The 24,241-nt window shown below is 41.3% G+C and carries 26 protein-coding genes; 16 read left to right on the top strand and 10 right to left on the bottom strand.

From position 1 onward, the window contains the following. Positions 1–27: 27 nt before the first annotated feature. The gene (locus BUC17_RS01805; protein ID WP_073360903.1) at positions 28–1,302 is read left to right on the top strand and encodes a nucleotide sugar dehydrogenase; all 1,275 of its coding nucleotides are present in this window, start codon (positions 28–30) and stop codon (positions 1,300–1,302) included. 121 nt (positions 1,303–1,423) lie between these two features. On the opposite strand, the gene tyrS is transcribed toward BUC17_RS01805, so the two are convergent. Then, positions 1,424–2,722: a tyrosine--tRNA ligase gene (gene tyrS / locus BUC17_RS01800; protein ID WP_073360900.1), complete on the bottom strand. Its 1,299-nt coding sequence runs from the start codon at positions 2,720–2,722 to the stop codon at positions 1,424–1,426. Between the two features lie 314 nt (positions 2,723–3,036). Between tyrS and BUC17_RS01795 the strand changes: the two genes are divergently transcribed. Further along, positions 3,037–4,047, top strand: a complete 1,011-nt coding sequence (locus BUC17_RS01795; protein WP_073360896.1) for an NAD-dependent epimerase/dehydratase family protein — start codon at positions 3,037–3,039, stop codon at positions 4,045–4,047. Here the strand turns inward: BUC17_RS01795 and BUC17_RS01790 are convergent, their stop codons facing one another. The 3 genes from BUC17_RS01790 to BUC17_RS01780 are packed head-to-tail and all read right to left on the bottom strand — an operon-like array spanning position 4,048 to position 6,500. Further along, a complete protein-coding gene (locus BUC17_RS01790; protein WP_073360893.1) occupies positions 4,048–4,425 on the bottom strand; it encodes a DUF4296 domain-containing protein in 378 nt (125 codons plus the stop codon). A gap of 12 nt (positions 4,426–4,437) precedes the next feature. Further along, positions 4,438–5,772: a dihydroorotase gene (locus BUC17_RS01785; protein WP_073360890.1), complete on the bottom strand. Its 1,335-nt coding sequence runs from the start codon at positions 5,770–5,772 to the stop codon at positions 4,438–4,440. Between the two features lie 2 nt (positions 5,773–5,774). Further along, positions 5,775–6,500 carry a polyprenol monophosphomannose synthase gene (locus BUC17_RS01780; protein ID WP_073360887.1) on the bottom strand — a complete coding sequence of 242 codons (726 nt, stop codon included), beginning with the start codon at positions 6,498–6,500 and terminating at the stop codon, positions 5,775–5,777. 96 nt (positions 6,501–6,596) lie between these two features. Between BUC17_RS01780 and BUC17_RS01775 the strand changes: the two genes are divergently transcribed. Next, positions 6,597–7,262, top strand: coding sequence for a DUF4271 domain-containing protein (locus BUC17_RS01775; RefSeq protein ID WP_073360883.1), 666 nt, complete (start codon positions 6,597–6,599; stop codon positions 7,260–7,262). An 8-nt stretch (positions 7,263–7,270) separates the two neighbouring features. Further along, entirely contained in the window at positions 7,271–8,029 is a 759-nt protein-coding gene (locus BUC17_RS01770) for a uroporphyrinogen-III synthase (RefSeq protein WP_073360880.1), read from the top strand. A gap of 126 nt (positions 8,030–8,155) precedes the next feature. Here BUC17_RS01770 and pckA read toward each other — a convergent pair whose 3' ends face one another. Continuing rightward, entirely contained in the window at positions 8,156–9,781 is a 1,626-nt protein-coding gene (pckA, locus tag BUC17_RS01765) for a phosphoenolpyruvate carboxykinase (ATP) (protein WP_073360878.1), read from the bottom strand. A gap of 81 nt (positions 9,782–9,862) precedes the next feature. Continuing rightward, positions 9,863–10,249, bottom strand: coding sequence for a DUF423 domain-containing protein (locus tag BUC17_RS01760; RefSeq protein WP_073360875.1), 387 nt, complete (start codon positions 10,247–10,249; stop codon positions 9,863–9,865). A gap of 117 nt (positions 10,250–10,366) precedes the next feature. On the opposite strand from BUC17_RS01760, the gene BUC17_RS01755 reads away from it, so the two are divergent. From BUC17_RS01755 to BUC17_RS01735, 5 genes are all read left to right on the top strand, one after another. Then, on the top strand, positions 10,367–11,128 hold the full coding sequence (locus BUC17_RS01755; protein ID WP_073360872.1) for a DUF3108 domain-containing protein: 762 nt from the start codon (positions 10,367–10,369) through the stop codon (positions 11,126–11,128). A gap of 1 nt (position 11,129) precedes the next feature. Beyond that, positions 11,130–11,456 (top strand): hypothetical protein, encoded by a 327-nt coding sequence (locus BUC17_RS01750; protein ID WP_073360869.1) that lies wholly within the window; start codon positions 11,130–11,132, stop codon positions 11,454–11,456. Positions 11,457–11,535: 79 nt separating this feature from the next. Then, positions 11,536–12,912, top strand: coding sequence for a saccharopine dehydrogenase family protein (locus BUC17_RS01745; RefSeq protein ID WP_073360866.1), 1,377 nt, complete (start codon positions 11,536–11,538; stop codon positions 12,910–12,912). A gap of 83 nt (positions 12,913–12,995) precedes the next feature. Further along, positions 12,996–13,466 (top strand): Lrp/AsnC family transcriptional regulator, encoded by a 471-nt coding sequence (locus tag BUC17_RS01740; RefSeq protein WP_073360864.1) that lies wholly within the window; start codon positions 12,996–12,998, stop codon positions 13,464–13,466. Next, on the top strand, positions 13,466–13,750 hold the full coding sequence (locus BUC17_RS01735; protein WP_073360861.1) for a hypothetical protein: 285 nt from the start codon (positions 13,466–13,468) through the stop codon (positions 13,748–13,750). Before BUC17_RS01740 ends, BUC17_RS01735 begins: the two co-directional genes overlap by 1 nt. 191 nt (positions 13,751–13,941) lie before the next feature. Here BUC17_RS01735 and BUC17_RS01730 read toward each other — a convergent pair whose 3' ends face one another. The 3 genes from BUC17_RS01730 to BUC17_RS01720 all read right to left on the bottom strand — a co-directional run bounded on the left by BUC17_RS01730 (position 13,942) and on the right by BUC17_RS01720 (position 18,530). Next, positions 13,942–14,631 carry a zinc metallopeptidase gene (locus BUC17_RS01730; RefSeq protein WP_073360859.1) on the bottom strand — a complete coding sequence of 230 codons (690 nt, stop codon included), beginning with the start codon at positions 14,629–14,631 and terminating at the stop codon, positions 13,942–13,944. A 67-nt stretch (positions 14,632–14,698) separates the two neighbouring features. Further along, entirely contained in the window at positions 14,699–15,370 is a 672-nt protein-coding gene (locus BUC17_RS01725) for a hypothetical protein (RefSeq protein ID WP_073360857.1), read from the bottom strand. Between the two features lie 175 nt (positions 15,371–15,545). Further along, on the bottom strand, positions 15,546–18,530 hold the full coding sequence (locus tag BUC17_RS01720) for a leucine--tRNA ligase (protein WP_073360855.1): 2,985 nt from the start codon (positions 18,528–18,530) through the stop codon (positions 15,546–15,548). A 171-nt stretch (positions 18,531–18,701) separates the two neighbouring features. Here BUC17_RS01720 and BUC17_RS01715 point away from each other — a divergent pair, with 171 nt between their 5' ends. Genes BUC17_RS01715 through truB form a run of 4 tightly spaced genes read left to right on the top strand, consistent with a single transcriptional unit; the run spans position 18,702 to position 21,383 of the window. Then, complete coding sequence (locus tag BUC17_RS01715) at positions 18,702–19,577, top strand: cell division protein FtsX (protein WP_073360853.1); 876 nt, start codon at positions 18,702–18,704, stop codon at positions 19,575–19,577. Between the two features lie 14 nt (positions 19,578–19,591). Continuing rightward, positions 19,592–19,834 (top strand): DUF3098 domain-containing protein, encoded by a 243-nt coding sequence (locus tag BUC17_RS01710; protein WP_073360850.1) that lies wholly within the window; start codon positions 19,592–19,594, stop codon positions 19,832–19,834. A 29-nt stretch (positions 19,835–19,863) separates the two neighbouring features. Next, positions 19,864–20,676 (top strand): undecaprenyl-diphosphate phosphatase, encoded by an 813-nt coding sequence (locus BUC17_RS01705; protein WP_073360848.1) that lies wholly within the window; start codon positions 19,864–19,866, stop codon positions 20,674–20,676. Continuing rightward, positions 20,673–21,383, top strand: a complete 711-nt coding sequence (truB, locus tag BUC17_RS01700; protein ID WP_073360845.1) for a tRNA pseudouridine(55) synthase TruB — start codon at positions 20,673–20,675, stop codon at positions 21,381–21,383. Before BUC17_RS01705 ends, truB begins: the two co-directional genes overlap by 4 nt. An 11-nt stretch (positions 21,384–21,394) precedes the next feature. Here truB and BUC17_RS01695 read toward each other — a convergent pair whose 3' ends face one another. Further along, positions 21,395–21,997, bottom strand: coding sequence for a thioredoxin family protein (locus BUC17_RS01695; protein WP_073360843.1), 603 nt, complete (start codon positions 21,995–21,997; stop codon positions 21,395–21,397). 71 nt (positions 21,998–22,068) lie between these two features. Between BUC17_RS01695 and BUC17_RS01690 the strand changes: the two genes are divergently transcribed. From BUC17_RS01690 to frr, 3 genes are all read left to right on the top strand, one after another. Then, entirely contained in the window at positions 22,069–22,851 is a 783-nt protein-coding gene (locus tag BUC17_RS01690; protein WP_073361194.1) for a patatin-like phospholipase family protein, read from the top strand. Positions 22,852–22,928: 77 nt separating this feature from the next. Next, entirely contained in the window at positions 22,929–23,636 is a 708-nt protein-coding gene (gene pyrH / locus BUC17_RS01685; protein WP_073360840.1) for a UMP kinase, read from the top strand. Positions 23,637–23,651: 15 nt separating this feature from the next. Beyond that, positions 23,652–24,215, top strand: coding sequence for a ribosome recycling factor (frr, locus tag BUC17_RS01680; protein WP_073360837.1), 564 nt, complete (start codon positions 23,652–23,654; stop codon positions 24,213–24,215). Positions 24,216–24,241: the final 26 nt, after the last annotated feature.

Raw genomic sequence — 24,241 nt, 5'->3', positions numbered from 1 at the left:
AAAAAGACTTTCAATCGCAACGATAAAATGAAAATTGTAGTTATTGGGTTAGGTTATGTAGGCCTGCCATTGGGTGTTCTTTTGGCGAAAAAATATAATGTTATTGGATTTGACATTGATAAAAAAAGAATCTCCGAATTAGGTCAGTTCAACGACAAAACAAACGAAGTTGAGGCATCCGATTTAAAAAGTGTTACCAAACAAAGTAATAATGCATCACTAGGAATCTTCTTTACAAATAAAATTGATGATATTCGAAAGGCTGACATTTACATTGTAACCGTTCCAACTCCCGTTGATAAATTTAATAAGCCCGACTTTACGCCATTAATAAAAGCAAGTGAAACCGTGGGTAAAGTTATTGATAAAGGAGCTATCGTTATTTTTGAATCTACCGTTTATCCCGGTGCAACCGAAGAAATTTGTGTGCCCGTAATTGAAAAAAACAGTGCTCTTCGCTTCAATAAAGACTTCTTCGCAGGATATTCCCCCGAACGAATAAATCCCGGTGACAAAGTAAATACCCTCGAAAATATTGTAAAAATAACATCGGGTTCAACACCCGAAACAGCCCTGAAAATTGACAACTTATACAAATCAATTATTTCAGCCGGAACCTTTCCTGTATCCAGCATTAAAGTGGCTGAGGCTTCCAAAGTCATTGAAAATGCGCAAAGAGACATCAATATCGCTTTTGTAAACGAATTAGCAAAAATATTTAATCTCCTCGCCATTGATACCAACGAAGTCCTTGATGCTGCGTCTACAAAATGGAACTTTATCAATTTTAGACCTGGAATGGTTGGCGGACACTGTATAGGCGTTGATCCGTATTACTTAGCTCACAAAGCGCAAGAGCTTGGATACCACCCCGAAATTATTCTTTCAGGTCGACGAATGAATGATAGCATGAGTTCGTACATTGCTTACGAAGTGGTAAAAATTGCTCTTGAAAAAAAGATAAAAGTTAAAAACGCAAGAGTTTTACTTTTAGGAATAACATTCAAAGAAAACTGTAATGATATTCGAAATACAAAAGTGATTGACCTCTATAAATCCTTAGTTGAATTTGGATTTATTGTAGATGTTTACGACCCTATTGCTGATAAAATTGAAGTTAAAAAGACGCTCCACATAAATCTCTTAAAGCAAATTCCTAAAAATCAGAAGTATCACGTCGCTATTCTTGCGGTAAAACATGATGAATTCAATACTTTTGACCCTGTTCTCTACGTGAAAAAGAAATCTGTAATTTATGATGTTAAAAGTTATCTCACCTGCGACGTAGATGGGAAACTGTAAAACGTTTTTAGAGCAATTCAAAGCCTATGCAAAAGCATAGATAATGTATGAAAAAGGTATAAATGTTAAAGAAAGCCTTTTTTTGCTCAAACCAAAAAAAAGGCCCTTTCGGACCTTTCTTTTACTCGACAGCAATCAAGTAGTAATTCTTTTTCCCTTTTTGAAGCAATACATATTTGCCATGAATTAAATCTTGGGAAGTGATTTTATACTCCTGATTCACTTTGACTTTGTTTAACGAAATGGCATTCTGCTTTAATTCGCGCACTGCTTCACTATTGGAACTTAAAAAATTGGTTTTAGCAGCTAAAGCACCTACCATATCCAAGCCGTTATCTGCTAGTACGGATGCCGGTAAATTGGCTACGGGAATTCCTTCAAACACCTCCAAAAAGGTTTGTTGATCGAGCTGCTTTAGTTCTTCCATGGTGGGACTAAAAAAGGCTGCCGATGCAAATACCGCTTTGTCGTATTCCTCACGGCTATGCACAAATACAGTGACTTCTTCGGCCAATCGTTTTTGCAACACCCGAAGATGAGGCGCTTGTTGGTGCTCTTCAATTAAGGCGGCCACCGTTTCTTGATCTAGGAAAGTAAATATTTTGATGTATTTTTCCGCATCTACGTCGGTCGTGTTCAACCAAAACTGGTAAAATTTATACACCGAAGTTTTATCGGCCGTCAACCAAACATTACCCCCTTCGCTTTTACCAAATTTTGAACCGTCGGCTTTGGTAATTAAAGGACAGGTCATCGCATAGGCTTTGGCATGCTCATCATTCATACGACGCACCAATTCAGTCCCCGTAGTGATATTTCCCCACTGATCAGAGCCCCCCATTTGCAACAAACAATGGTAATGCTTGTGCAAATAATAAAAATCATATCCTTGTATTAACTGATAGGTAAACTCGGTAAAACTCATTCCAGCACCCGCTTCACCACTCAGTCTTTTTTTCACCGAATCCTTAGCCATCATGTAGTTTACCGTAATTCGTTTCCCCACATCACGGGCAAAAGCGATAAACGAAAAGTCCTTCATCCAATCGTAATTGTTGACCAAAACGGGAGCCGTTGGTCCTTCTGCATTAAAGTCCAAAAAACGCGACAACACCCCTTTGATGCCGTCTACATTTTTTTGCAACGTAGCTTCGTCCAATAGGTTACGCTCATCCGATTTTCCCGAAGGATCACCAATCATTCCTGTCGCACCCCCGACCAAAGCAATGGGGCGATGGCCAAAATTTTTCAAATGAACTAATAAAATGATAGGGACTAAACTTCCAATGTGTAAAGAATCACTGGTTGGGTCAAATCCGATATATACCGATGTAGGCTCTTTCATCAATTGTTCTTCGGTGCCGGGCATCATATCGTGCACCAATCCCCGCCATTGTAATTCGGCTACTAAATTGTTCATGGGTAAAAAATTTGCGCAAAGATAGGGGAAAATAATCTTTTTTTCGTGTCCCCCTGTGCTGGGGAAAGTTGAAAAAACCGTAAAAAAATTTTAACAAAAACGACACTTTCTGCTTCCCAAAATTCAAAAACAGGACGCTAACTTTGAAATTTAAGTTCAAACTCTATTTTAATCGCCATGAAAAAATTATTTCTAAAAGTATTTGCCGTTTATGCCTTGTTTGCAGTTCTCGTCTACTTTATTTTGTGCATTGTTTCTTAAGAAGCCTGTTAATACATCGCCTTTTGTGAGGAATTTGATGTACTTTTACACCTATGATTTTGGTCACTGGAGGTACTGGATTAGTGGGCGCTCACCTTTTGTTGCATTTGATACAAGAGGGAGAAACTGCTGTACGGGCTCTTTTTCGCGAGGCCAAACAAATCGAAAAAACGCGAAGTCTGTTTGCTTGGTACCAAAAAGAGTCTTTGTTTGATCGCATTGACTGGGTGGTGGGCGACATCACTGACGTTCCTTCCTTGGAAATCGCTTTTGAAAAGGTAACACACGTTTATCATTGTGCGGCTCAAATTTCGTTCAATCCCAACGATGAAACGGCACTTCGGAAAATAAACATCGAAGGTACGGCCAATATTGTCAATTTATGCATCGACAAGAACGTTCAAAAACTTTGTCATGTAAGTTCGATTGCCGCTTTGGGTGATCCGTTGCAAAACCAAACGGTTATCGATGAAGCAACCGAATGGAATCCTGAAGTGCTTCATAGCGATTATGCCCTTACAAAATATGGCGCCGAAATGGAAGTATGGCGCGGACAACAAGAGGGATTACAGGTGGTCATTGTCAATCCGGGAATCATTTTGGGGCCGTATCCTTCCAACTGGGACGCGCGCAAAGGCAGTGGCAGTTTGTTTACGTCCATTAAAAAAGGGTTGCCGTTTTACACCCAAGGCTACAGTGCGTATATCAGTGTTCTTGACGTGGTGATTTTGATGAAAAAAATAATGGAAGCACCCATCCATGGGGAACGGTTTGCTTTGGTGGCAGAAAATCGTAGTTTTAAAGACATTCAATTCACAATCGCCGACAAACTTGGGGTAAAACGCCCTGGTTTTGAAGCGCAACCTTGGATGCTTGCTTTGGGGTGGCGCATGGATAAACTTCTTTCTTTACTAACTGGCCGACCCAGAAAATTATCGCGTCAAAGCGCGGCTTCGTTGTGTAGTGTAGAACAGATTTCAAACGAGAAAATTAAACGCACCTTCGATTATACGTTCCAACCGATTGATCCCTACATCGACCAAATCATTCAGGCGTTCCGATAATTATTTGACCACACCTCCTGCATCTGGCGCAGAAGAAGGCGGTGGTGGTGATGAACCCATGTTTCGGTTTTGGTCCAATCGTTTTCTCACTTCTTCGTACATTTTTTTGTAATCCTTCAAATCCGATGCATAATACTTGGTATTCTCGGCTAACGTTAGACTGTCAATTTTGTATTTTTCTTTGACAAAGGCAACGGCGGTAGGATAATTGACCCGTGTGGAAAAAGATTGTGAGCGAGCCGCTTCCAAAACCGCCAAATCATACAATATATTAATCATGGTTTCCCGATCCACTTTATTTTTGGGCGGCGGTAAAACATCTTCCTTACAAGAAAAAAACAGTACGGACAACGCGAGAAGAAAAATCCCTTTTTTCATGGAACTACAGGATTAGCGGTTAAACAACAAACGTTTCCCTGCCGGAATTGGGTGCACTGTCCCCTTTTCATAGGCCAACGTTCCGTTCACAAAGGTATGGGTAACTTGGTGGTGAAACGTCGTGCCTTCCATCGGAGACCAACCGCATTTGTACAGTACATTTTCTTTGGTAACCGTCCAAGAAGCTTTTGGATTTACCAGAACTAAATCGGCGTAATAGCCTTCTCGGATAAAGCCGCGGTCTTCAATTTTGAACAATACCGCTGGATTATGCGCCATTTTTTCAACTACTTTTTCCAAGGAAATTTTCCCTTCCTGTACCGCTTCCAACATCGCAATCAAAGCGTGTTGTACCAAGGGACCTCCCGAAGGGGCTTTGGTGTAAACCTGACTTTTCTCTTCCAAGGTATGTGGGGCATGGTCGGTGGCAACTACATCAATACGTCCGTCATTCAAAGCTTCCCACAGCGCTTCGCGGTCGGCTGCCGTTTTCACCGCAGGATTCCATTTGATTAAACTCCCACGAGTGGCGTAATCAGCATCCGAAAACCAGAGGTGATGGATACAAACTTCGGCCGTAATTTTTTTCTCGTCCAAAGGCAAGGTATTGTCGAACAAGTCGAGCTCTTTCGCCGTAGAAATATGAAATACATGCAAACGAGCCCCTGTTTTTTTGGCTAAAGCTACTGTTTTGGAGGAAGAAAGATAACAGGCTTCCTCGGTACGAATCAAAGGATGATAGTGAACAGGGATATTTTCGCCAAACTGTTCTTTGTAGTGTGCTAAATTGGTTTTCACGGTGGTTTCATCTTCACAATGCACCGCGATTAATAGTGGAGTTGCTTCAAAGATCGCTTCAATAGCTGCCGAACTATCTACCAACATATCGCCTGTGGAGGAGCCCAAAAAGAGTTTCAACCCGGCGACATCCCGCGGATTTGTTTTTAAAATTTCGGCCAAATTATCATTGGTACCGCCCATCATGAAAGAATAATTGGCATACGAACGACCTATGGCATTTTGGTATTTTTGAGCCAACAACTCTTGGGTGACCGCATGCGGAACTGTATTGGGCTGATCAATATAGGACGTAATACCGCCCGCAATAGCCGCCCGACTCTCCGATTCAAGATCGCCTTTGTGGGTGAGACCCGGATCGCGAAAATGCACTTGGTCGTCAATAATTCCCGGCAACAAATAGTGTCCCTCAGCATCGATTACACGAGCATTTCCTGCTGATAATTGGGTTCCAATTTTTACAATACGTTCCCCTTCAATAAGCACATCAGCTACGGTAATTTGCCCTTCATTGACTAGTGTTGCGTTTTTTATGAGCGTTGATTCCATGTTTACAACTGGTTAAATAGTTTTTTTATGCGTAAAGACAAGACCCCAAAAACGGCTTCTTTAATAATTGAACCACTCATTTTGGATTGCCCTTTGGTGCGATCGGTGAAAATTACGGGGACTTCCTTGATAACAAATCGTTTGGCCCATGCACGATACTTCATTTCAATTTGAAACGCATACCCTACAAACTTGATCGCATGAAGGGGAATAGTTTCAAGCACCTTACGCCGATAACATACATATCCGGCCGTAGTGTCCATAATTTTCATCCCTGTAATTAAACGCACGTAAACCGATGCAAAATAGGAAAGCAGCACGCGACTCAAGGGCCAATTGACCACATTTACTCCAGTAACATACCGTGATCCCACCGCGATATCGGCTCCGTCAACAGCGCAAGCCTCCCACAAACGCGGTAAATCCTCTGGATTGTGCGAAAAGTCGGCATCCATTTCAAAAATAAAGTCATAGTGCTGCCGTAATGCCCACTGAAAACCGTGAACATAGGCCGTACCTAAACCTGCTTTTTTGGTACGAACTTCTAAAAACAATTGGGTTGAAAATTCACGTTGTAATTCCCGAACTTTTTCCGCAGTTCCGTCGGGAGAATTGTCGTCTACAATTAGGACGTGAAAAGGCATGGAGAGCGCAAAAACCGCACGAATAATGGCTTCAATATTTTCGATTTCATTATAGGTGGGAATGATGATAATACGTTGCTCCATGAAGTGATATTTTTGCAAAAATAGTCAAAATTAAATCCCATAACGCTAATAATTTCATAATACAAAAGGGCAAAAAAATCATTACTTTTGTGACCCATGATAGCCTGCGAATTTCAACCCCGTATTGTCTCACCCTTCGACTGGGCAACCCTCATTTTTGTGGTTGCTTTGGGCTTGGTCGTTATAGCGCGAACAGCCTTTGAAAGTCGGTTCAACGACTACATTCGCCTGTTGGTTTCGGACAAATACACCAAGATTTATCGCGAAAGCTCACATTTATGGAGTGGATTCAATATTGTCTTGTTTGTCGTTCATTTAATTTCGCTCTCCTTTTTTATTCAAATCGTTTTGGCCCATAATGGATGGGGCGAAAAAACAGACTGGCTCTTATTCGTTCGCATTTTTACGGGATTGTTTGTGTTTATCCTTTCCAAATTTTTAATCGAAAAAATTATCGCGGTTACCTTTGATGTTGAAGAACTTATCGATGAATTTAATTTACAGAAAGTTAACTTCAGAACCTACATTGGGCTACTACTTTTTCCTGTTTCGATGATTTTGTTTTATGGTGATTTCATAACAAATACACTTATTTCTGTAATTATCATCACAATTCTCGTCATAAACCTGCTAACTTATCTATTTTCTTTAAAAAATCATCAAAATATAGTAACAGGAAAGTTGTTTTATTTTATTTTGTATCTTTGCGCACTTGAAATAGCGCCCTATTATTTCATATATTATTTGATTACCAAAAATTAGAGCAAACGATGTCTAGTCTAAAAGTGAGAACCATTTTGGTATCCCAACCCGAGCCAAAAGTTGAGAATTCACCTTATCATGATTTGATGCAAAAGCATAAAGTGAAAGTTGATTTTCGCTCTTTTATTCATGTTGAAGGTGTGAGTGCAAAAGATGTCCGAGCTCAGAAGATTGATCTCAGTCAGTTTACCGCAATCATTTTAACCAGCAAGAATGCCGTGGATCATTTTTTCCGCGTGGCTGAAGAAATGCGGTATAAAGTCCCAGAAGACTTGCGTTATTTTTGCCAATCGGAAGCCATTGCGTATTACTTACAAAAATACGTGGTGTACCGCAAACGCAAAATCTATGTAGGCCAAAAAGACTTTGCCGATATGTCCTCGCTATTCAAAAAATACAAAGACGAGAAATTTCTATTGCCTTCCTCGGATCAACTCAATGCGGACATTCCTCAAACGCTTAACAATTTGAAAATTGATTGGACAGCGGGAACGTTTTACAAAACCGTAATGAGTGATTTATCGGATTTGGCCGATGTGTACTATGATATTTTGGCATTTTTTAGTCCTACAGGAATTAAATCACTATTTAAAAATTTCCCTGATTTCAAGCAAAACAACACTCGTATAGCGGTTTTCGGAAGTACAACGCAAAAAGAGGCTTTGGAACACGGGTTGCGCATTGATATTTTAGCACCAACTCCCGACACGCCTTCAATGACTATGGCGCTAGAAAAATATGTCGCTGAAGTGAATAAAGGAAAATAATCCCATTAAATTATACCCTATCATCCCAAACGTACTTGTGTTTGGGATTTTTTTTGCCCATAAAAAAAGCCCAACACATTACTGTTGGACTTTTTTCGTCGGTTAGTTTAGTTTGTTTGTTTTTATTTACAATTGCGGTCCCGCCATTACTAATCGAGTACCCTCTTCATTATCGGTATATTGAACAAAGTTTTTAATGAATCGGCTGGCTAAATCATGGGCTTTCGTTTCCCACTCTTGAGCGTCAGCATAAGTGTCACGTGGATCCAAAATCGCCGCATTTACATCATGTAGCGCCGTTGGAACTTCAAAATTGAAAATCGGAATCATTTTAGTAGGCGCATTTTCTATCGAACCATCTAAAATGGCATCGATGATAGCGCGAGTATCTTTAATTGAAATGCGTTTCCCTGAACCATTCCACCCGGTATTGACCATGTAAGCGGTGGCGTTGTGTGCCTCCATTTTTTTAACCAACTCTTCCCCATATTTGGTAGGATGAAGGGTTAGGAATGCTTTGCCAAAACAAGCCGAGAAAGTGGGTTCAGGCTGTGTTACACCGCGCTCTGTACCGGCTAATTTTGCAGTAAATCCCGACAAGAAATAGTACTTCGTCTGTTCGGGTGTTAACTTTGAAACCGGCGGCATGACCCCAAAGGCATCGGCGGTTAAAAAGATAACCTTTGTAGCGTGACCCGCTTTGGATACGGGCTTCACAATATTGTTAATATGGTAAATGGGATACGATACTCGGGTGTTTTGGGTGACCGAACCGTCTTTAAAATCAATAACGCCTTGAGCGTCTAAGGTGACATTTTCAAGAAGTGCATCACGCTTGATGGCTCCAAAAATATCGGGTTCGTTTTCTTTACTTAAGTCGATCGTTTTGGCATAACAACCGCCTTCAAAATTGAAGACGCCTTCATCATCCCAACCGTGTTCATCATCACCAATGAGTTCCCGTTTTGGATCGGTGGATAAGGTCGTTTTTCCTGTGCCCGATAAGCCAAAGAAAACCGCTACATCGCCATCAGCTCCTTTGTTGGCCGAGCAATGCATCGATGCCATTCCCTGCAAAGGCAGGTAATAATTCATCATGGCAAACATCCCTTTTTTCATTTCACCGCCATACCAAGTACCCCCAATGAGTTGCATTTTCTCGGTAAGATTGAAAGCGATATACACTTCTGAATTCAACCCGTGAGCAGCATAATCTTTAAAGGAAGTCTTGGACCCGTTCATCACCACAAAATCAGGCTCACCAAACTGATCGAGCTCTTCTTCTGTAGGACGAATAAACATATTTTTTACAAAATGCGCTTGCCATGCCACCTCCATGATGAAGCGAACTTTTAAACGGGTATTCTCGTTGGCACCACAAAACGCATCGACAACAAACAAACGTTTTCCTGACAATTGTTTTACGGTAGTTGCCTTCAGCGCATCCCAAGTGGCTGGAGAAATCGGTTTGTTATCGTTGGCCGCTTTATCTGAATTCCACCAAATCGTATTTTCGGTAACGGCATCCTTTACAATATATTTATCTTTAGGGGAGCGTCCTGTAAATTCTCCCGTCATCACATTAACCGCCCCTAACTCCGACACTTGACCGCGTTCATACCCAGAAAGCTCCGGACTTAATTCTTCGTTATACAATTGTTCATAGCTAGGATTATAGACAATTTCTTGAACATTTGTAATCCCATATTTTTCCAACGAAATCGATTTCGTAGTTGGGGTGTAGTTATCCATAGATAATGCTTTGTTGTGTTAACTTTAATTAGACCACAAAGGTAAAAATTAATTATTACAACGTTGTAGTTGGGTGAAATTTTATGCTTTTTTCTTTAAAAAGGAAAACATCAGCACCCCCCAAGCCACGGCAAAACAAAGTCCTCCCACAGGTGTAATCGGACCTAATATTTTCAATTCTAAACCCGTTAAACTCTTGGTAGCCAGCAAATAAATAGACCCTGAAAACAAAATTATCCCAAGAACAATGAGTCGAAACAAAAGGGTTCGCAGGGTTGAAGTCAATGGAGAGTGCAAACCCACAAAAAGTAAAAACAAAGCATGATACATTTGGTATTTTACCCCGGTTTCGAAGGTTGCCAATGCCTCAACAGAAAGTACCGCTTTTAACCCATGGGCACCAAAAGCCCCAAGTAGTATGCCCGTCATTCCGAAAAATCCTGCAGCAGAAAGTATTTTTTTATCCATATCGCAAACAATATTTTGCAAAAATACCGGTTATCTCCCCGATTACCAATTGGATTTTGACTTTTCTTTCACGCAAAACGGTGTAAGAAGTTTTATATTTGCAAACAATTTTTAATTATGAAAAAAATAGTATTGTTGCCCTTACTACTCCTGCTCTTTGTGTCCTTTAAAGCGGATGAAGGAAACGGAATTGAGGCGGGAGAAAAATTGGTCTATGCCGGTTCGTACAATATGAGCGGACTCATGACGCATATCGCACAGGTAACCATGAGTACCGAAAATGTGAATACGTCCAAAAATCAATACTTACATTTGAGCTGTGAGTTGTCTACCTTTAGTAAATGGGACAAGTTCTTTAAAATTCGCGATCTTTATGAATCGTATGTAACCCCCGGAAGTTTGAAACCCAATTTATACAAACGTAGCATTGACGAAGGTGGGTATACCAAAAAAGAAAAATACGTTTTTAAAGGAAATCAAGTAACCAGTACTGTTCAAAAACGCAAGCGTCCAGAAACTACTCGCACGTTTTCTATTGGAGCAAACTCCGTTGACGCCATTACGTTGTTATATAAATTACGTTCGGTTGATTTTTCAAAAATGAAAACAGGTCAAACGAAATCCTTTACGATTGTTTTTGATGAAAAAGAGATTCCCGTCAGCTTGAAGTTTATGGGAACGGAATCTATCGCTGCTGGAAATTTAGGCACAAAACCGTGCTACAAATTATCTATTGGCGCCAAAACCAATGCCCTTCGCGGAAAAGACAAAAACCTCATTTGGTTAACAGCCGATGCGCATAAAGTTCCCGCTTTAATGAAATTTAGTATTCCCGTGGGCACAGGCGAATTAAAACTAACTTCAGCAACGGGTCTTTAATATGAGAAAAGTTTTCCTGGTTTTGGCTTACGTCTTTACGGTATTGAGCTTGCTCTTATCGGTTTTACCACTAGACACCTTGGCCTTTGTCGCTATCCTTCCCGCGCTTTTGTGCATCAGTTTGGCCTTTTGGAAATCGGCCCCCTCAGAACGAAAATGGCCAAAACGGTTGTTTATTGTGACCTACATTTGTGCTTTGGGCGTGTTGGGAAAAACCTTTTTAATCGAAGAAACCGTTGAAAAAGATGCGGCGTTTGAACAACAGAAAGTCGAAGCCAAACAAGAAGCCCGGCAAGAATTGGAAGACTTAGAAAAAGAGCTTGAATAATTGAAGTCTGCATTTACGCAGACTTTTTTGTTTTAAACGTGGGGCTTTTTATACATTTGTCGCACAACAAACCAACGTCATGAGAAACGTACTCATCATCGGAGCTGGGCGCTCTGCCTCCTCTTTAATCAACTATTTATTGGAGAAATCCCAATCGGAACAACTTCACCTTACCATAGGCGATTTATCTTTGGAATTGGCACAACGCAAAACCCGAAACCACCCCAATGCGACTGCGATCCAATTGGATATTCAAAATACGGCACAACGTCAATCGGAAGTCGCCAAGGCCGACATTGTGATTTCGATGTTACCCGCACACATGCATATCGAAGTCGCCAAAGATTGTATTCATTTTAAAAAACACATGGTAACTGCTTCGTATATCTCGGAAGCGATGCAAGCGTTAGACGAAGAGGCCAAAGCACATCATTTGGTTTTTATGAATGAAATTGGTTTAGACCCTGGAATCGACCATATGAGCGCCATGCAAGTTATCGATGCCATTCGAGATCAAGGGGGTGAAATGTTGCTATTTGAGTCGTTTTGCGGCGGATTGGTCGCTCCTGAATCCGATACGAATTTGTGGAATTACAAGTTCACTTGGGCACCCCGCAATGTAGTTTTGGCAGGTCAAGGCGGTGCTGCAAAATTCATTCAAGAAGGAAAATACAAATACATTCCCTACCATCGTTTGTTCCGACGCACGGAGTTTTTACATGTTGAAGGCTATGGCAAATTTGAAGCCTATGCCAATCGGGATTCTTTGAAATACCGCAGTGTTTATGGCCTGGATGATGTATTGACGTTATACCGCGGCACCATTCGAAGAGTGGGGTATTCGCGGGCTTGGAATATGTTTGTGCAACTCGGAATGACCGATGACACCTATGTGATGGAAAACTCAGAACACATGAGTTACCGCGATTATGTAAACTCCTTCCTCCCCTATCATCCGACGGATTCGGTAGAAATCAAAATGCGTTTGCAATTGGGTATCGAGCAGGATGATGTGATGTGGGAAAAACTTATTGAGTTGGACTTGTTCAATGGCGATAAAAAAATTGGCCTCAAAAATGCGACTCCAGCGCAAATTCTAGAGCATATTCTTACCCAAAAATGGACGTTAGACCCCCATGACAAAGACATGATTGTGATGTACCACAAATTTGGCTACCGTTTGCACGGGAAAGAAGAACAAATCGATTCCAAAATGGTTTGTATCGGCGACGACCAAACCTATACCGCAATGGCCAAAACTGTAGGCTTACCCGTGGCTATGGCAACGTTACATATTTTAAATGGAAAAATAACCACTCCAGGGGTACAACTGCCGATTCGAAAAGAAGTCTATGAACCGATTTTGGCCGAATTGGAGGCGTATGGTGTGGTGTTTAAAGAAACGAAGTTGCCGTACATTGGTTACAATCCTGATAAAATTACAGGCACCTCGTAACAAATGTTAAAACCTAAGCATAACGTTATTTTCTTGATAAATGTAAAATTGTAATTGCTATTTTTGCTGTATATTTTATTCAAATGAAGGCAAATCAATTACAAATTGAAATTGACGGTATCGACAAAGAGATTTTACGCCATTTAATGGAAGATGCGCGTAAACCGATACTGCAAATTGCAAACAGCATAGGAATTTCGGGGGCAGCGATTCACCAACGATTAAAAAAATTGGAAGAAGCGCAAGTAATTTCGGGTTCCAAATTTATCCTCAACACTAAAGTTTTGGGGTACCGTACCATGGCCTTCGTGGGCATTTATTTGGACAAAGCCTCGAGCAACTCCGAAGCGGTGCGGGAATTGCGAAAAATTCCAGAAGTATTGGAATGCCACTATACGACTGGGAATTGGAGTATTTTGGTAAAAATCATTTGCAAAGACAACGAACATTTGATGCAATTGCTCAATAAAAAAATCCAACCCATCGAAGGGGTTTCACGTACGGAAACGTTTATCTCCTTGGAACAACAAATCGAACGACAAATTCAACTCTAATGGCACTAAAATATACCAAAGAAAATATTGCTTTAGGTTTTTACATCCTCTACTTTTTAGCGGCAGGGATTTGCTACGAACTTTTCCCGGGCGATGCGGAAAATCCCAACATGGGCATCGCGCTGATGTATTTGTTTATCCCTATTAGCTTGGTTTATTTTATGAATCATCTTATTCGGCAACTTTTTGGTAAAAAAAATTATGCCAAATGCATGTTGATTCATGGCGTCGCATGGGTTGCTTTGTTTATTCTATTGTTTTTATTTTCCACAGGCAAAAAATAAAAATCCGTGAAGCATTGACACCACGGATTTCCTTAATTTATCTTAAATTAGATTATTGGCTTATCGGCACACCTACCTAACGGCAGGCAGGTCGACTCATTGACACATCGGCTCATTGGCACATTGCCACACCTACCTAACGGCAGGCAGGTTGACTCATTGGCACATCGACTCATTGACACATCGGCTCATTATTCCCGCTCCCGACTTCCCATAAAAATCGAAACGTAATACAACAAGGTAGCAATCGATCCAATCGCCGCTACTAGATAGGTGCGTGCGGCCCATTTCAAGGCATCTTCTGCGCCAGCATATTCCGCTTGATTGACTATGCGTTTGTCGCGCAACCACGCCAAGGCACGGTTACTAGCATCGTATTCTACGGGTAACGTAATGATAGAGAAAAGTGTTGTAGCAGCAAATAACACGATACCCACCAACAACAAAGAGGGAAATGCTTTGATCAACAAAATTCCCGCGAGTAATACCCATTGCACAATATTGGACGCAAACGACACTACAGGCACGAGTTGTGAACGCATCGTGAGCCATTGGTAACCGATGGCGTGTTGTACTGCATGGCCACATTCGTGCGCGGCTACAGCGGCTGCGGCTGCATTGCGTTGATGGTAAACCCCTTCACTTAAATTCACCGTTTTATCGACGGGATTATAGTGATCGGTTAACATTCCGGGCGTAGAAATCACTTTGACATCGTAAATGCCGTGATCGTGCAACATTTGTTCAGCGATTTCTCGACCACTCATCCCGTTGTTTAAATGCAATTTGGAGTAGTGCTCAAACTTACTTTTCAAACGACTACTGACCAACCAACTGGCTCCCATGATAAGGAGGGCCAAAATCATATAACCTGATCCCATTTTTTCTTAAATTTTAATTTAATCACTTCAAATTCAAGACCAAAATTGAAACGCTGACAAAGTGGCATTACAGGAAGGCAATTCCAAACACGAAGCGGTTGTTTCCGTTTTCTTGAATATTGTTGGTGATGCTCCCGTATTCAGAGCGGTATTTTCCTCGGGTTAAGGCCAACTCGTAGCCGGCATTGATACGGATTTTGAACGAGGATTTTTTAAACAAATACAACATCACATTGGGTCCGGCATACAACATACGATTGTCCAAATTGACATGACCACTGTTGAGTGCGGGATCCAATAGATTTAAATCGGTGCTGTTGTTATTGTTGTAGATGTCGTAGCGATTGGTTTGATAGGCCAAAGACAATCCCCCTGCAAAAGTAACTTTGGGGTTGTGAATCAAATTGTAGTGAAACCGGGCACGCGTATTAAAGCCTAAATATTTGAGGGTATTGTTCCCTTTTTTGTTTTCCAAAAAGGACGTTCCAAACTCAATATCACCGGAGTACTTTTCCCCCAAAATATTCAAACCAAACGTTAGCTCTGGCGCCACATCGCGCATTTCGGGTAGATTGCCAGCTCTTAATTTTTGATTCAAATTCAACGACTGATTTGCATTAAACGAAACGCCAATATAAAAGTCCATATCGGGTTTCTTTTTGATCGAATCTTTAGCGACTTCCTGCGCGTTTGCAACTAGGGAAACTACCATTCCTAAAACGAGTATAATTTTTTTCATATGATTGATTTTTCATAAAATTAAGCGACAATTCCCAACCTGATTTTGAATTTAACGTTTTGTTAAAAAAAATCCGTGAAGCCTCAACTCCACGGATTCCTAATTTATTCATCAATCGACTCATTGCCAAATTAACTGATTGACTCATGGGCACATCGACACATTGGCACATTAATCACCCCACCAAATTAATAATCTTCCCGGGGACAATGATCACTTTATTCGGCGTACGCCCTTGTAATTGCTGTTGTGTGCGATCGTCGGCCATGACGATTGCTTCAATTTCGGCAACCGACAAATCCAACGGCAACTTGATCGTAAAACGCATTTTTCCATTGAACGAAACCGGATATTCTTTCTCACTTTCGACCAAATATTTGGCTTCAAATTGTGGGAAAGCGACCGTGGCTATCGAACCCTCATAACCCAATTGATTCCATAATTCTTCGGCAATATGAGGTGCATAAGGCGAAATCAACACCGCTAAAGGTTCGAGAATCGCACGGTGACGGCATTTTTGTTGTGCCAATTCGTTCACACAAATCATAAACTGCGACACCGAAGTATTAAAGGAGAAGTTCTCAATATCTTCCGTTACTTTCTTGATCGTTTTATGTAAGGTTTTGTACATATCCGCGGTGGGTTCGTCATTTACTACAACCAAACCATTATCGTCAAAATACAAACGCCATAATTTTTTCAAGAACCCGTACACACCTGTAATTCCGGCAGTATTCCAAGGTTTAGCTTGTTCCAGCGGCCCCAAGAACATTTCATACAAACGCAAGGTATCGGCACCGTATTCGTTGCAAATGTCGTCGGGGTTGACCACATTGTATTTGGACTTGGACATTTTTTCGACTTCGCGACCAACGATGTATTTGCCATCTTCTAAGATAAATTCGGCATTCACATAATCAGAGTATAACGGATGTGCTTTGAATTTTTCAATATCCAATTCGTTGGTGATATCGTTGATTACCGATAAATCGACGTGAAGTGGAACTATATTAACATCTCCAACTAAACTTAAACTAATAGCATTAGGATAAAATTCATTTAAAGATTTCAGATAAAATTCTTCAGCATCTTTCAAGGCTTGTTTATCACCTTTAACTATTAAATCATACTTTGATTTTGATATAAAAAAATATGGAATAGGAGAATTTTTAACATCAACTTCACCTCCTAAAGATAACATCCAAGAAATACGATACACAAACGCACTCATCCCCAAAATCATCCCCTGATTAATCAATTTCTTGAACGGTTCTTCGGTGGGTGCAAAACCGCGGTCTTTCAAGAATTTGTTCCAAAAACGGGCATACAACAAGTGTCCTGTGGCATGTTCGCTACCGCCAATGTACAAATCGACATTTTGCCAATACTGTAACGCGTTTTCTGAAGCAAACTCGGATTCGTTTTTCGCATCCATATAGCGCATCCAGTACCACGAACTTCCAGCCCAACCCGGCATGGTGTTTAATTCTAAAGGAAAAACAGTTACATGATCTATGAACTGATTACTAACCACCGCACACTGCTTTGTATCCCACGCCCAAGTGGTCGCATTCCCTAAGGGTGGCTGACCGTCTTCGGTGGGTAAATATTTCTCTACTTCGGGTAATACGATGGGTAGATGTTGGGCGTCGATCATTTGCGGCAAGCCATTCACATAATATACGGGGAAAGGTTCGCCCCAATAGCGTTGACGCGAAAACACCGCATCGCGCAAACGGTAATTCACTTTGGCTTTACCGGCACCGATTTTTTCCAATTCCTCAATGGCTTTTTGGGTACCCGCTTTATAATCCAATCCGTTTAGGAAATCGGAAGCTACCAATTCAAACCCACTTTTTTCTGCAAAAGCGGCTTCAGAAATATCTTGGTTGAAAATATTCTTGATCTCGGGCATGCCCACCGTTCCTTTAAAATAGTTGGCAAAGGCATAATCGCGTTCGTCGCCACACGGAACCGCCATAACAGCACCTGTTCCATATCCGGCCAACACATAATCCCCAATCCAAACCGGAATGGGTTCTTTGGTAAACGGATGTTCGGCATACGCTCCTGTAAACACCCCTGAAATGGTTTTCACATCGGCCATACGGTCGCGTTCCGAGCGTTTTGCGGTGGCTTCAATGTAGGCCTCTACCGCTGCTTTTTGTTCGGGCGTTGTAATTTGTGCCACCAATTCGTGTTCGGGTGCCAAGGTCATAAACGTAACGCCGAAAATGGTATCAGGACGCGTTGTAAAAACTTCTATTTGAAACTTGGAACCTGAAACTTGAAACTTCACTGAAGCCCCAACCGATTTTCCAATCCAATTGCGTTGCGATTCTTTCAAAGATTCGGTCCAATCAATGGTTTCCAAGCCTTGCAACAAGCGCTCAGCGTAAGCCGAAATACGCATCGACCATTGGGTCATTTTTTTACGAATCACCGGATGGCCTCCTCGTTCTGAAACGCCATTTACAATTTCGTCATTCGCCAAAACAGTTCCTAGAGCCGGACACCAGTTCACTTCGGTTTCTGCTAAATAGGTCAGACGGTATTTCAACAACAAACGCGCTTTTTCATCTTCAGAAAATGCGTTCCATTCGTTGGCTGAAAAAACAAACACGTCGTCATCACAAGCTACATGGACGGCAGCATTTCCTTCTTTTTCAAAAATTGCCACCAAATTGGCGATAGGTAACGCTTGGTTCGCATCATAACAATAGTAGGATTCAAATAACTGAATGAAAATCCACTGCGTCCATTTGTAATACTCCGGATTAGAAGTACGCACTTCGCGATCCCAATCGAAGGAGAATCCAATTTTGTCCAACTGTTCGCGATACCGCGCGATATTTTCACGGGTAGTTTTTTCAGGATGTTGCCCTGTTTGAATCGCATATTGCTCGGCAGGTAACCCAAAAGAGTCATAGCCTTGCGGATGCAATACATTAAATCCTTGGTGGCGTTTGTAGCGCGCAACAATATCCGAGGCAATATACCCTAGCGGATGCCCCACGTGCAATCCCGCTCCCGAGGGATACGGAAACATATCCAACACATAATATTTGGGTTTTTCGGAGGAATTGGAGGCAGCAAACGTGTGGTTATCGGCCCAATATTTTTGCCATTTGGCTTCTATTTGTTCGTGAAAATATTTCATCGGTAAACGAAAAAAGGTTGATGCATGAATCCGTAATAAAGGTTGGAAGTTCAGGCATTACTAAAAATTAGGGGCAAATTTACACCTTTCACACAAGAAGAGAAAACTTTGAGCGTTATTAAAGGAGTAAAATGATTTTCTTTTTTATTTTTACGGCATAAAACAAAAGCTATGGCCTCATCGTTTGATCAATATCAGAAACGCAGATTAATTTCCTCTTACTTTTCGGTCGTTTTGAGTGTTTTTTTGGTGTTGTTTCTTTTGGGCGCTTTGGGACTTTTTATCCTGAATTCCAAGCGATTATCCGATAATTTCAAAGAAGATATCGTCATGACCGTTTTCTTCAAAAACGAAGCCAACGACACCGTATTCAAAGCCTTTGAAAAGACAATTCAATCGGGAAAATACGCCAAAGATTTTAAGTTCGTTTCCAAAGAAGCGGCTGCCAAAGCCCATAAAGAAGTGGTTGGCGAGGACTTTATGCAGTTTTTGGGGATGAATCCGTTGCAAAATTCCTACGACATTCACTTGAAAGCCGAATATGTGACCAACCCCGGATTTACGACCATGGAGCGAACCCTTCGCAAAAATCCTTTTGTGGCCGATGTAGTCTATGATAAGCAGTTGATTACTTTGGTGAATGATAATGTAAAAAACATCAGTTTCTGGGTTTTAATCGTGTCAGGCGTATTTATGGTGATTTCCGTTTTATTGATCAACAGTTCAATGCGACTCTCCATTTATGCCAATCGTTTTATCATCAAAACCATGCAAATGGTGGGTGCAACGAAGTCGTTTATCCGTAAGCCGTTTATTCTTCGCAGTATGTTGCTCGGACTTATCGGGGGGATTTTGGCGATTGTTGCTTTACTTTCTTTACTCTTTTACATTGCCAACAATTATCCTGGATTGGACATTTTCAATCAGTTGGAGCTAACCGTTATTGTATTGGTTGGCGTTTTGGGCATGGGCGTGTTGATTACCTGGATTAGCACCTATTTTGCAACCCAACGTTTCTTAAATTTACGAACAGACGATTTATATTAATTCCGTACGGCCTTATGAGTGCACCTGAAAACAAACCGGATTTCCTTTTTAAAAAAGAAAACTACACCTTCTTAATCATCGGTTTAGCTGTTATCGCGTTGGGATTTATCCTGATGTCGGGCAGTAGCAATGACAATCCGGCCGAATGGAATGCCGACATTATGAGTTTCCGCCGTATCCGTTTGGCACCCACGGTTGTACTCGCGGGATTTGGAATTGTGATTTATTCCATTTTTCGTAAAGGAAAATCCGAATAAACGGCTCAAGGGAGACTTAATACGACACCATGGACTTACTTCAAGCGCTTCTCATAGCTATTGTAGAAGGATTGACCGAATATTTACCGGTTTCTTCTACGGCCCACATGATTTTTACGAGTGCTTATTTTGGCATTCAAAACGATGATTTTGTAAAACTCTTTCAAGTTGCCATTCAATTTGGCGCCATCTTGGCCGTAGTTGTGTTGTATTGGCGCAAGTTTTTTGATTTCAAAAGAATCGGTTTTTACCTCAAATTGGCGGTAGCGGTTATTCCGGCCTTGGTGTTGGGAAAATTATTTGACGATAAAATTGAAGCGGTATTAGGCGACCCTATTCCCATTGCTCTTGTTTTGATTGTTGGCGGAATTGTCTTGCTTTTTGTAGACGCCCGTTTTCAAAATCCAACGGTGACTTCTGAGGAGGAAATCACGTATAAAAAAGGATTTTTTATTGGTCTTTGGCAATGTTTGGCCATGATGCCCGGCACGAGTCGGTCGGCGGCTTCAATTATTGGGGGCATGCAACAAGGGCTCACTCGCGCAGCCGCCGCTGAGTTTTCATTTTTCTTGGCCGTTCCAACGATGCTCGCCGTGACAACGTATTCAATTTTTTTAAAAACATACGAAAATACGGGGCTGAAAGGCTATGAATTGCTAACGCAAAATAGCGAACATCTCAAATTGTTTTTAATCGGTAATGCAGTTGCTTTTGTGGTAGCGATTCTTGCGATTAAATTCTTCATCGGTATTATCAAAAAATATGGCTTCAAACCCTGGGGCTACTACCGAATCATCGCTGGAACCGCATTGTTATTATACTTTACGTTGGTAAAACCATGAGTTGGACGGCTGAAACATTTAAAGATGGGCAAGTCTTACTCATTGACAAACCGCTTACATGGAGTTCTTTTCAAGCGGTAAATAAGATCAAATACGCTTTAAAACGCAAGTACCAATTTTCTAAAACCTTCAAAATTGGACATGCGGGAACATTAGATCCTTTAGCTACAGGTTTACTCATCATTTGTACGGGGAAATTCACTAAAAAAATTCCAGAAATTCAAGGGCAAACCAAAGAATACACGGGAACAATTACGGTAGGGGCAACCACACCTTCTTATGATTTAGAGACCGAAATCGATGCTACTTTTCCCATTGATCATATTACAGAAGATTTAATTCGAGTAACAGCTCAAACCTTTGAAGGCGAAATCATGCAAAAACCGCCTGTTTTTTCGGCGATAAAAAAAGACGGCAAACGGTTGTACGAGCATGCCCGTGCGGGGGAAGAGGTCGAAATTGAAGCGCGAAAAACCACTATTTACGAATTTGAAATTACCCGAATCGCCTTGCCCGAAATTGATTTTCGGGTTACGTGCAGCAAAGGAACGTACATTCGTTCTTTGGCTTATGATTTCGGAAAAGCAATGCAATCAGGCGGGCATCTAACGGTCTTGCGCCGCACTAAAATTGGCGATTATTCGGTCGAAGAAGCGCTCACCCCCGAGGACTTTGTTGCACTACTATCAAAAAAGGAGTCCAAATGAACTCCTTTGTTTTATACTTTAACGGGTTGCAATAAAGCTACCACCTCGTTTTGAATACTAACCCCTTTGTCTTGCAGATACCATTTTTGCAGTGCTGCTTTGGCTTCATCGTCGACTACACCGTGCGCTGCTTTATAAGCTACTATCAGTTCTTTGGCTCCTTGGGGTCGGGGTCCAAAATCACCAAGGACTTCACCGGAAACTTTATCAACGATAATTAATTTGGGAATAGAACGGGTTCCGTTGGTTAAAAATAAATCCATTAAGGCAGGATGCTCATCGCGAAGCACCACATGCATCTCAATTTTTGGAGTATGTGATGCCATTTTATCTAAAACAGGGAGTACTTGAGCGGCATCACCACACCACGTTTCGGCCAAAACTACCCAAAGTAATTCGTTTGGCAATTGGTCTAAGAAATGACTGACCTCAGGCGTTAAGGTGATTGTTTTATCCAAACGATGCATGCGCGCTTCGTTCAAATGGGTGTAATGAACGTAAGCCTCTGTTTGCTCCCCCGTAGTTTTTCCCTCTTGCGCATAGGTTTGCATCAAGTGACGATAGGCGGTATAAGTGTAACTCTTTTGTAAACTGTCTTGAATAATTGTATTCATGGGTTTAGTGATTTGTTTGGGCAAAGGTAATGCATTTCGTATATTTGGTTGGTAACCTAGATTACACGCCTATGAAAACGCTAACTTCCCAACGTATTGGCTATGTTTTGTCTGGTGGTGGCACCAAAGGGTTGGCCCATGCAGGAGCCCTTCATTTTTTGGAAAAACAGGGACTAAAGCCCGCAATTATTTCAGGTACCAGTGCGGGTTCGATTGTAGGCTCCCTGTATGCATGGGGTAAAAGTCCCGTTGAAATCTTGGAGTTTTTTCAATCGATTTATTTTTTTCATTGGACCCATTTTACCTTAAAAAAACCAGGGCTCATCGACTCGGATTCCTTTAAAAAATATTTTGATCAAATATTTGGGAAAGCAACCATTGGCGATTTTCCACTGCCGATGTACATCACCGCTACCGACATGGTACAGGGAAAGCTATGTGTTTTTGAGGCAAATGTTCCCATCAGTGATGCGATTTTGGCTTCATCGGCATTTCCTGGGGTTATTTCACCGCATATTATTGATGGAAATATTTACAGTGATGGGGGAATTCTAAATCATTTTCCCGCCGACTTGATTGCCGACGCTTGTGATTATATTATTGGCATTTATGTGAGTCCGATTGAAAAAATTCAAGCCGACCAATTGCGATCGATTAAAGCGGTTACCAGTAGGGCCTTTGATTTGCTCTATGCGCACACCCATTTGCAAAAATTTAACAATTGCGATTTGATTATCGAACCGGAAGCGCTGTGCAATTATAGCACCTTTGAAACCAATAAACATAAAATGGAGGAAATTTTCCAAATTGGGTACGATGAAGCCCAAAAACGATATCATGAGGTCTTGGGATAATTTTTTTCAGGGCACTTTTACAACATTAGAATATCGCTATATTTGCATTGCAAAAAAGAAAAAAGCAAAACCTTCCTATGAAATATAACCGAATTCTCTTAAAATTAAGCGGTGAGGCGTTGATGGGTGACCGTCAATACGGCATTGACCCGAAACGTTTGGCCGAATATGCCGACGAAATTAAACAAGTCCATGACCAAGGCGTTCAGATTGCTATTGTGATTGGTGGCGGTAATATTTTCAGAGGAGTGGCAGGGGCTAGCAACGGTATGGACCGTGTACAAGGCGATTATATGGGCATGTTGGCCACGGTAATTAATGGAATGGCCTTGCAAGGCGCTTTGGAAGATAAAGGCATGCAAACCCGTTTGCAAACGGCCTTGAAAATTGAATCGATTGCCGAACCTTATATCAAGCGTCGAGCTGTGCGTCACTTAGAAAAAGGGCGCATTGTGATTTTTGGTGCGGGTACTGGAAACCCCTATTTCACGACCGATACGGCAGCCGTTCTTCGCGGTGTGGAGGTAGGTGCAGATGTTATTCTCAAAGGAACTAGAGTCGATGGCGTATACACCGCCGATCCTGAAAAAGATAAAAATGCCGTAAAATTTGATTTTATTTCCTTCGAAGAAGTGCTTCAAAAAGGCCTCAATGTAATGGATACCACGGCTTTTACGTTAAGTCAAGAAAACCAATTACCCATTGTAGTTTTTGACATGAACAAAGCGGGGAACTTATTGAAGATTTGCCAAGGCGAAACCATAGGAACTGTTGTAACTATCTAACTTTGTTAATACTGAATTATGGAAGATATTGAATTGATTTTGGAAGAAGCAAAAGATGCGATGAATGCTTCGGTAGCACACCTTGAAAAATCGTTTTTAAACATCCGTGCCGGTAAGGCCTCCCCACAAATGTTGGGCAGTGTATTTGTGGATTATTATGGGTCGATGACACCGCTTTCCCAAGTTTCCAATGTCAATGTACCCGATGCGCGCACCTTGACGATTCAACCGTATGAAAAAAGTATGTTGACGCCCATTGAAAAGGCCATCATGAATGCCAACCTTGGCTTTAACCCGATGAACAATGGAGATGTAATCATCATCAGTGTGCCACCACTTACGGAAGAACGTCGTCGTGATTTGGTAAAACAAGCCAAAAATGAAGCGGAAGACGCAAAAATCGGGATTCGCAATCACCGAAAAGATGCCAATACTGAAATCAAGAAATTGGAAAAAGACGGCGTTTCGGAAGATTTGTGTAAAAAAGCAGAAGATGATGTGCAAAAATTAACCGACAATTTTATCAAAAAAATTGAAGAACATCTCGCGGTGAAAGAAGCTGAAATTATGAAAGTATAACGAACCAATACGTTCGTACTATAAAA

This window comes from Flavobacterium fontis (genome assembly GCF_900129405.1).
In the GTDB taxonomy this organism is placed as follows: domain Bacteria; phylum Bacteroidota; class Bacteroidia; order Flavobacteriales; family Flavobacteriaceae; genus Flavobacterium; species Flavobacterium fontis.
This window is presented reverse-complemented; position numbering and strand designations above follow the sequence as displayed.

Excerpts from the sequence above, each read along its gene's own strand:
- BUC17_RS01805 (WP_073360903.1), top strand. The coding sequence starts at position 28 with ATGAAAATTGTAGTTATTGGGTTAGGTTATGTAGGCCTGCCATTGGGT.
- tyrS (WP_073360900.1), bottom strand. The coding sequence starts at position 2,722 with ATGAACAATTTAGTAGCCGAATTACAATGGCGGGGATTGGTGCACGAT.
- BUC17_RS01795 (WP_073360896.1), top strand. The coding sequence starts at position 3,037 with ATGATTTTGGTCACTGGAGGTACTGGATTAGTGGGCGCTCACCTTTTG.
- BUC17_RS01790 (WP_073360893.1), bottom strand. The coding sequence starts at position 4,425 with ATGAAAAAAGGGATTTTTCTTCTCGCGTTGTCCGTACTGTTTTTTTCT.
- BUC17_RS01785 (WP_073360890.1), bottom strand. The coding sequence starts at position 5,772 with ATGGAATCAACGCTCATAAAAAACGCAACACTAGTCAATGAAGGGCAA.
- BUC17_RS01780 (WP_073360887.1), bottom strand. The coding sequence starts at position 6,500 with ATGGAGCAACGTATTATCATCATTCCCACCTATAATGAAATCGAAAAT.
- BUC17_RS01775 (WP_073360883.1), top strand. The coding sequence starts at position 6,597 with ATGATAGCCTGCGAATTTCAACCCCGTATTGTCTCACCCTTCGACTGG.
- BUC17_RS01770 (WP_073360880.1), top strand. The coding sequence starts at position 7,271 with ATGTCTAGTCTAAAAGTGAGAACCATTTTGGTATCCCAACCCGAGCCA.
- pckA (WP_073360878.1), bottom strand. The coding sequence starts at position 9,781 with ATGGATAACTACACCCCAACTACGAAATCGATTTCGTTGGAAAAATAT.
- BUC17_RS01760 (WP_073360875.1), bottom strand. The coding sequence starts at position 10,249 with ATGGATAAAAAAATACTTTCTGCTGCAGGATTTTTCGGAATGACGGGC.
- BUC17_RS01755 (WP_073360872.1), top strand. The coding sequence starts at position 10,367 with ATGAAAAAAATAGTATTGTTGCCCTTACTACTCCTGCTCTTTGTGTCC.
- BUC17_RS01750 (WP_073360869.1), top strand. The coding sequence starts at position 11,130 with ATGAGAAAAGTTTTCCTGGTTTTGGCTTACGTCTTTACGGTATTGAGC.
- BUC17_RS01745 (WP_073360866.1), top strand. The coding sequence starts at position 11,536 with ATGAGAAACGTACTCATCATCGGAGCTGGGCGCTCTGCCTCCTCTTTA.
- BUC17_RS01740 (WP_073360864.1), top strand. The coding sequence starts at position 12,996 with ATGAAGGCAAATCAATTACAAATTGAAATTGACGGTATCGACAAAGAG.
- BUC17_RS01735 (WP_073360861.1), top strand. The coding sequence starts at position 13,466 with ATGGCACTAAAATATACCAAAGAAAATATTGCTTTAGGTTTTTACATC.
- BUC17_RS01730 (WP_073360859.1), bottom strand. The coding sequence starts at position 14,631 with ATGGGATCAGGTTATATGATTTTGGCCCTCCTTATCATGGGAGCCAGT.
- BUC17_RS01725 (WP_073360857.1), bottom strand. The coding sequence starts at position 15,370 with ATGAAAAAAATTATACTCGTTTTAGGAATGGTAGTTTCCCTAGTTGCA.
- BUC17_RS01720 (WP_073360855.1), bottom strand. The coding sequence starts at position 18,530 with ATGAAATATTTTCACGAACAAATAGAAGCCAAATGGCAAAAATATTGG.
- BUC17_RS01715 (WP_073360853.1), top strand. The coding sequence starts at position 18,702 with ATGGCCTCATCGTTTGATCAATATCAGAAACGCAGATTAATTTCCTCT.
- BUC17_RS01710 (WP_073360850.1), top strand. The coding sequence starts at position 19,592 with ATGAGTGCACCTGAAAACAAACCGGATTTCCTTTTTAAAAAAGAAAAC.
- BUC17_RS01705 (WP_073360848.1), top strand. The coding sequence starts at position 19,864 with ATGGACTTACTTCAAGCGCTTCTCATAGCTATTGTAGAAGGATTGACC.
- truB (WP_073360845.1), top strand. The coding sequence starts at position 20,673 with ATGAGTTGGACGGCTGAAACATTTAAAGATGGGCAAGTCTTACTCATT.
- BUC17_RS01695 (WP_073360843.1), bottom strand. The coding sequence starts at position 21,997 with ATGAATACAATTATTCAAGACAGTTTACAAAAGAGTTACACTTATACC.
- BUC17_RS01690 (WP_073361194.1), top strand. The coding sequence starts at position 22,069 with ATGAAAACGCTAACTTCCCAACGTATTGGCTATGTTTTGTCTGGTGGT.
- pyrH (WP_073360840.1), top strand. The coding sequence starts at position 22,929 with ATGAAATATAACCGAATTCTCTTAAAATTAAGCGGTGAGGCGTTGATG.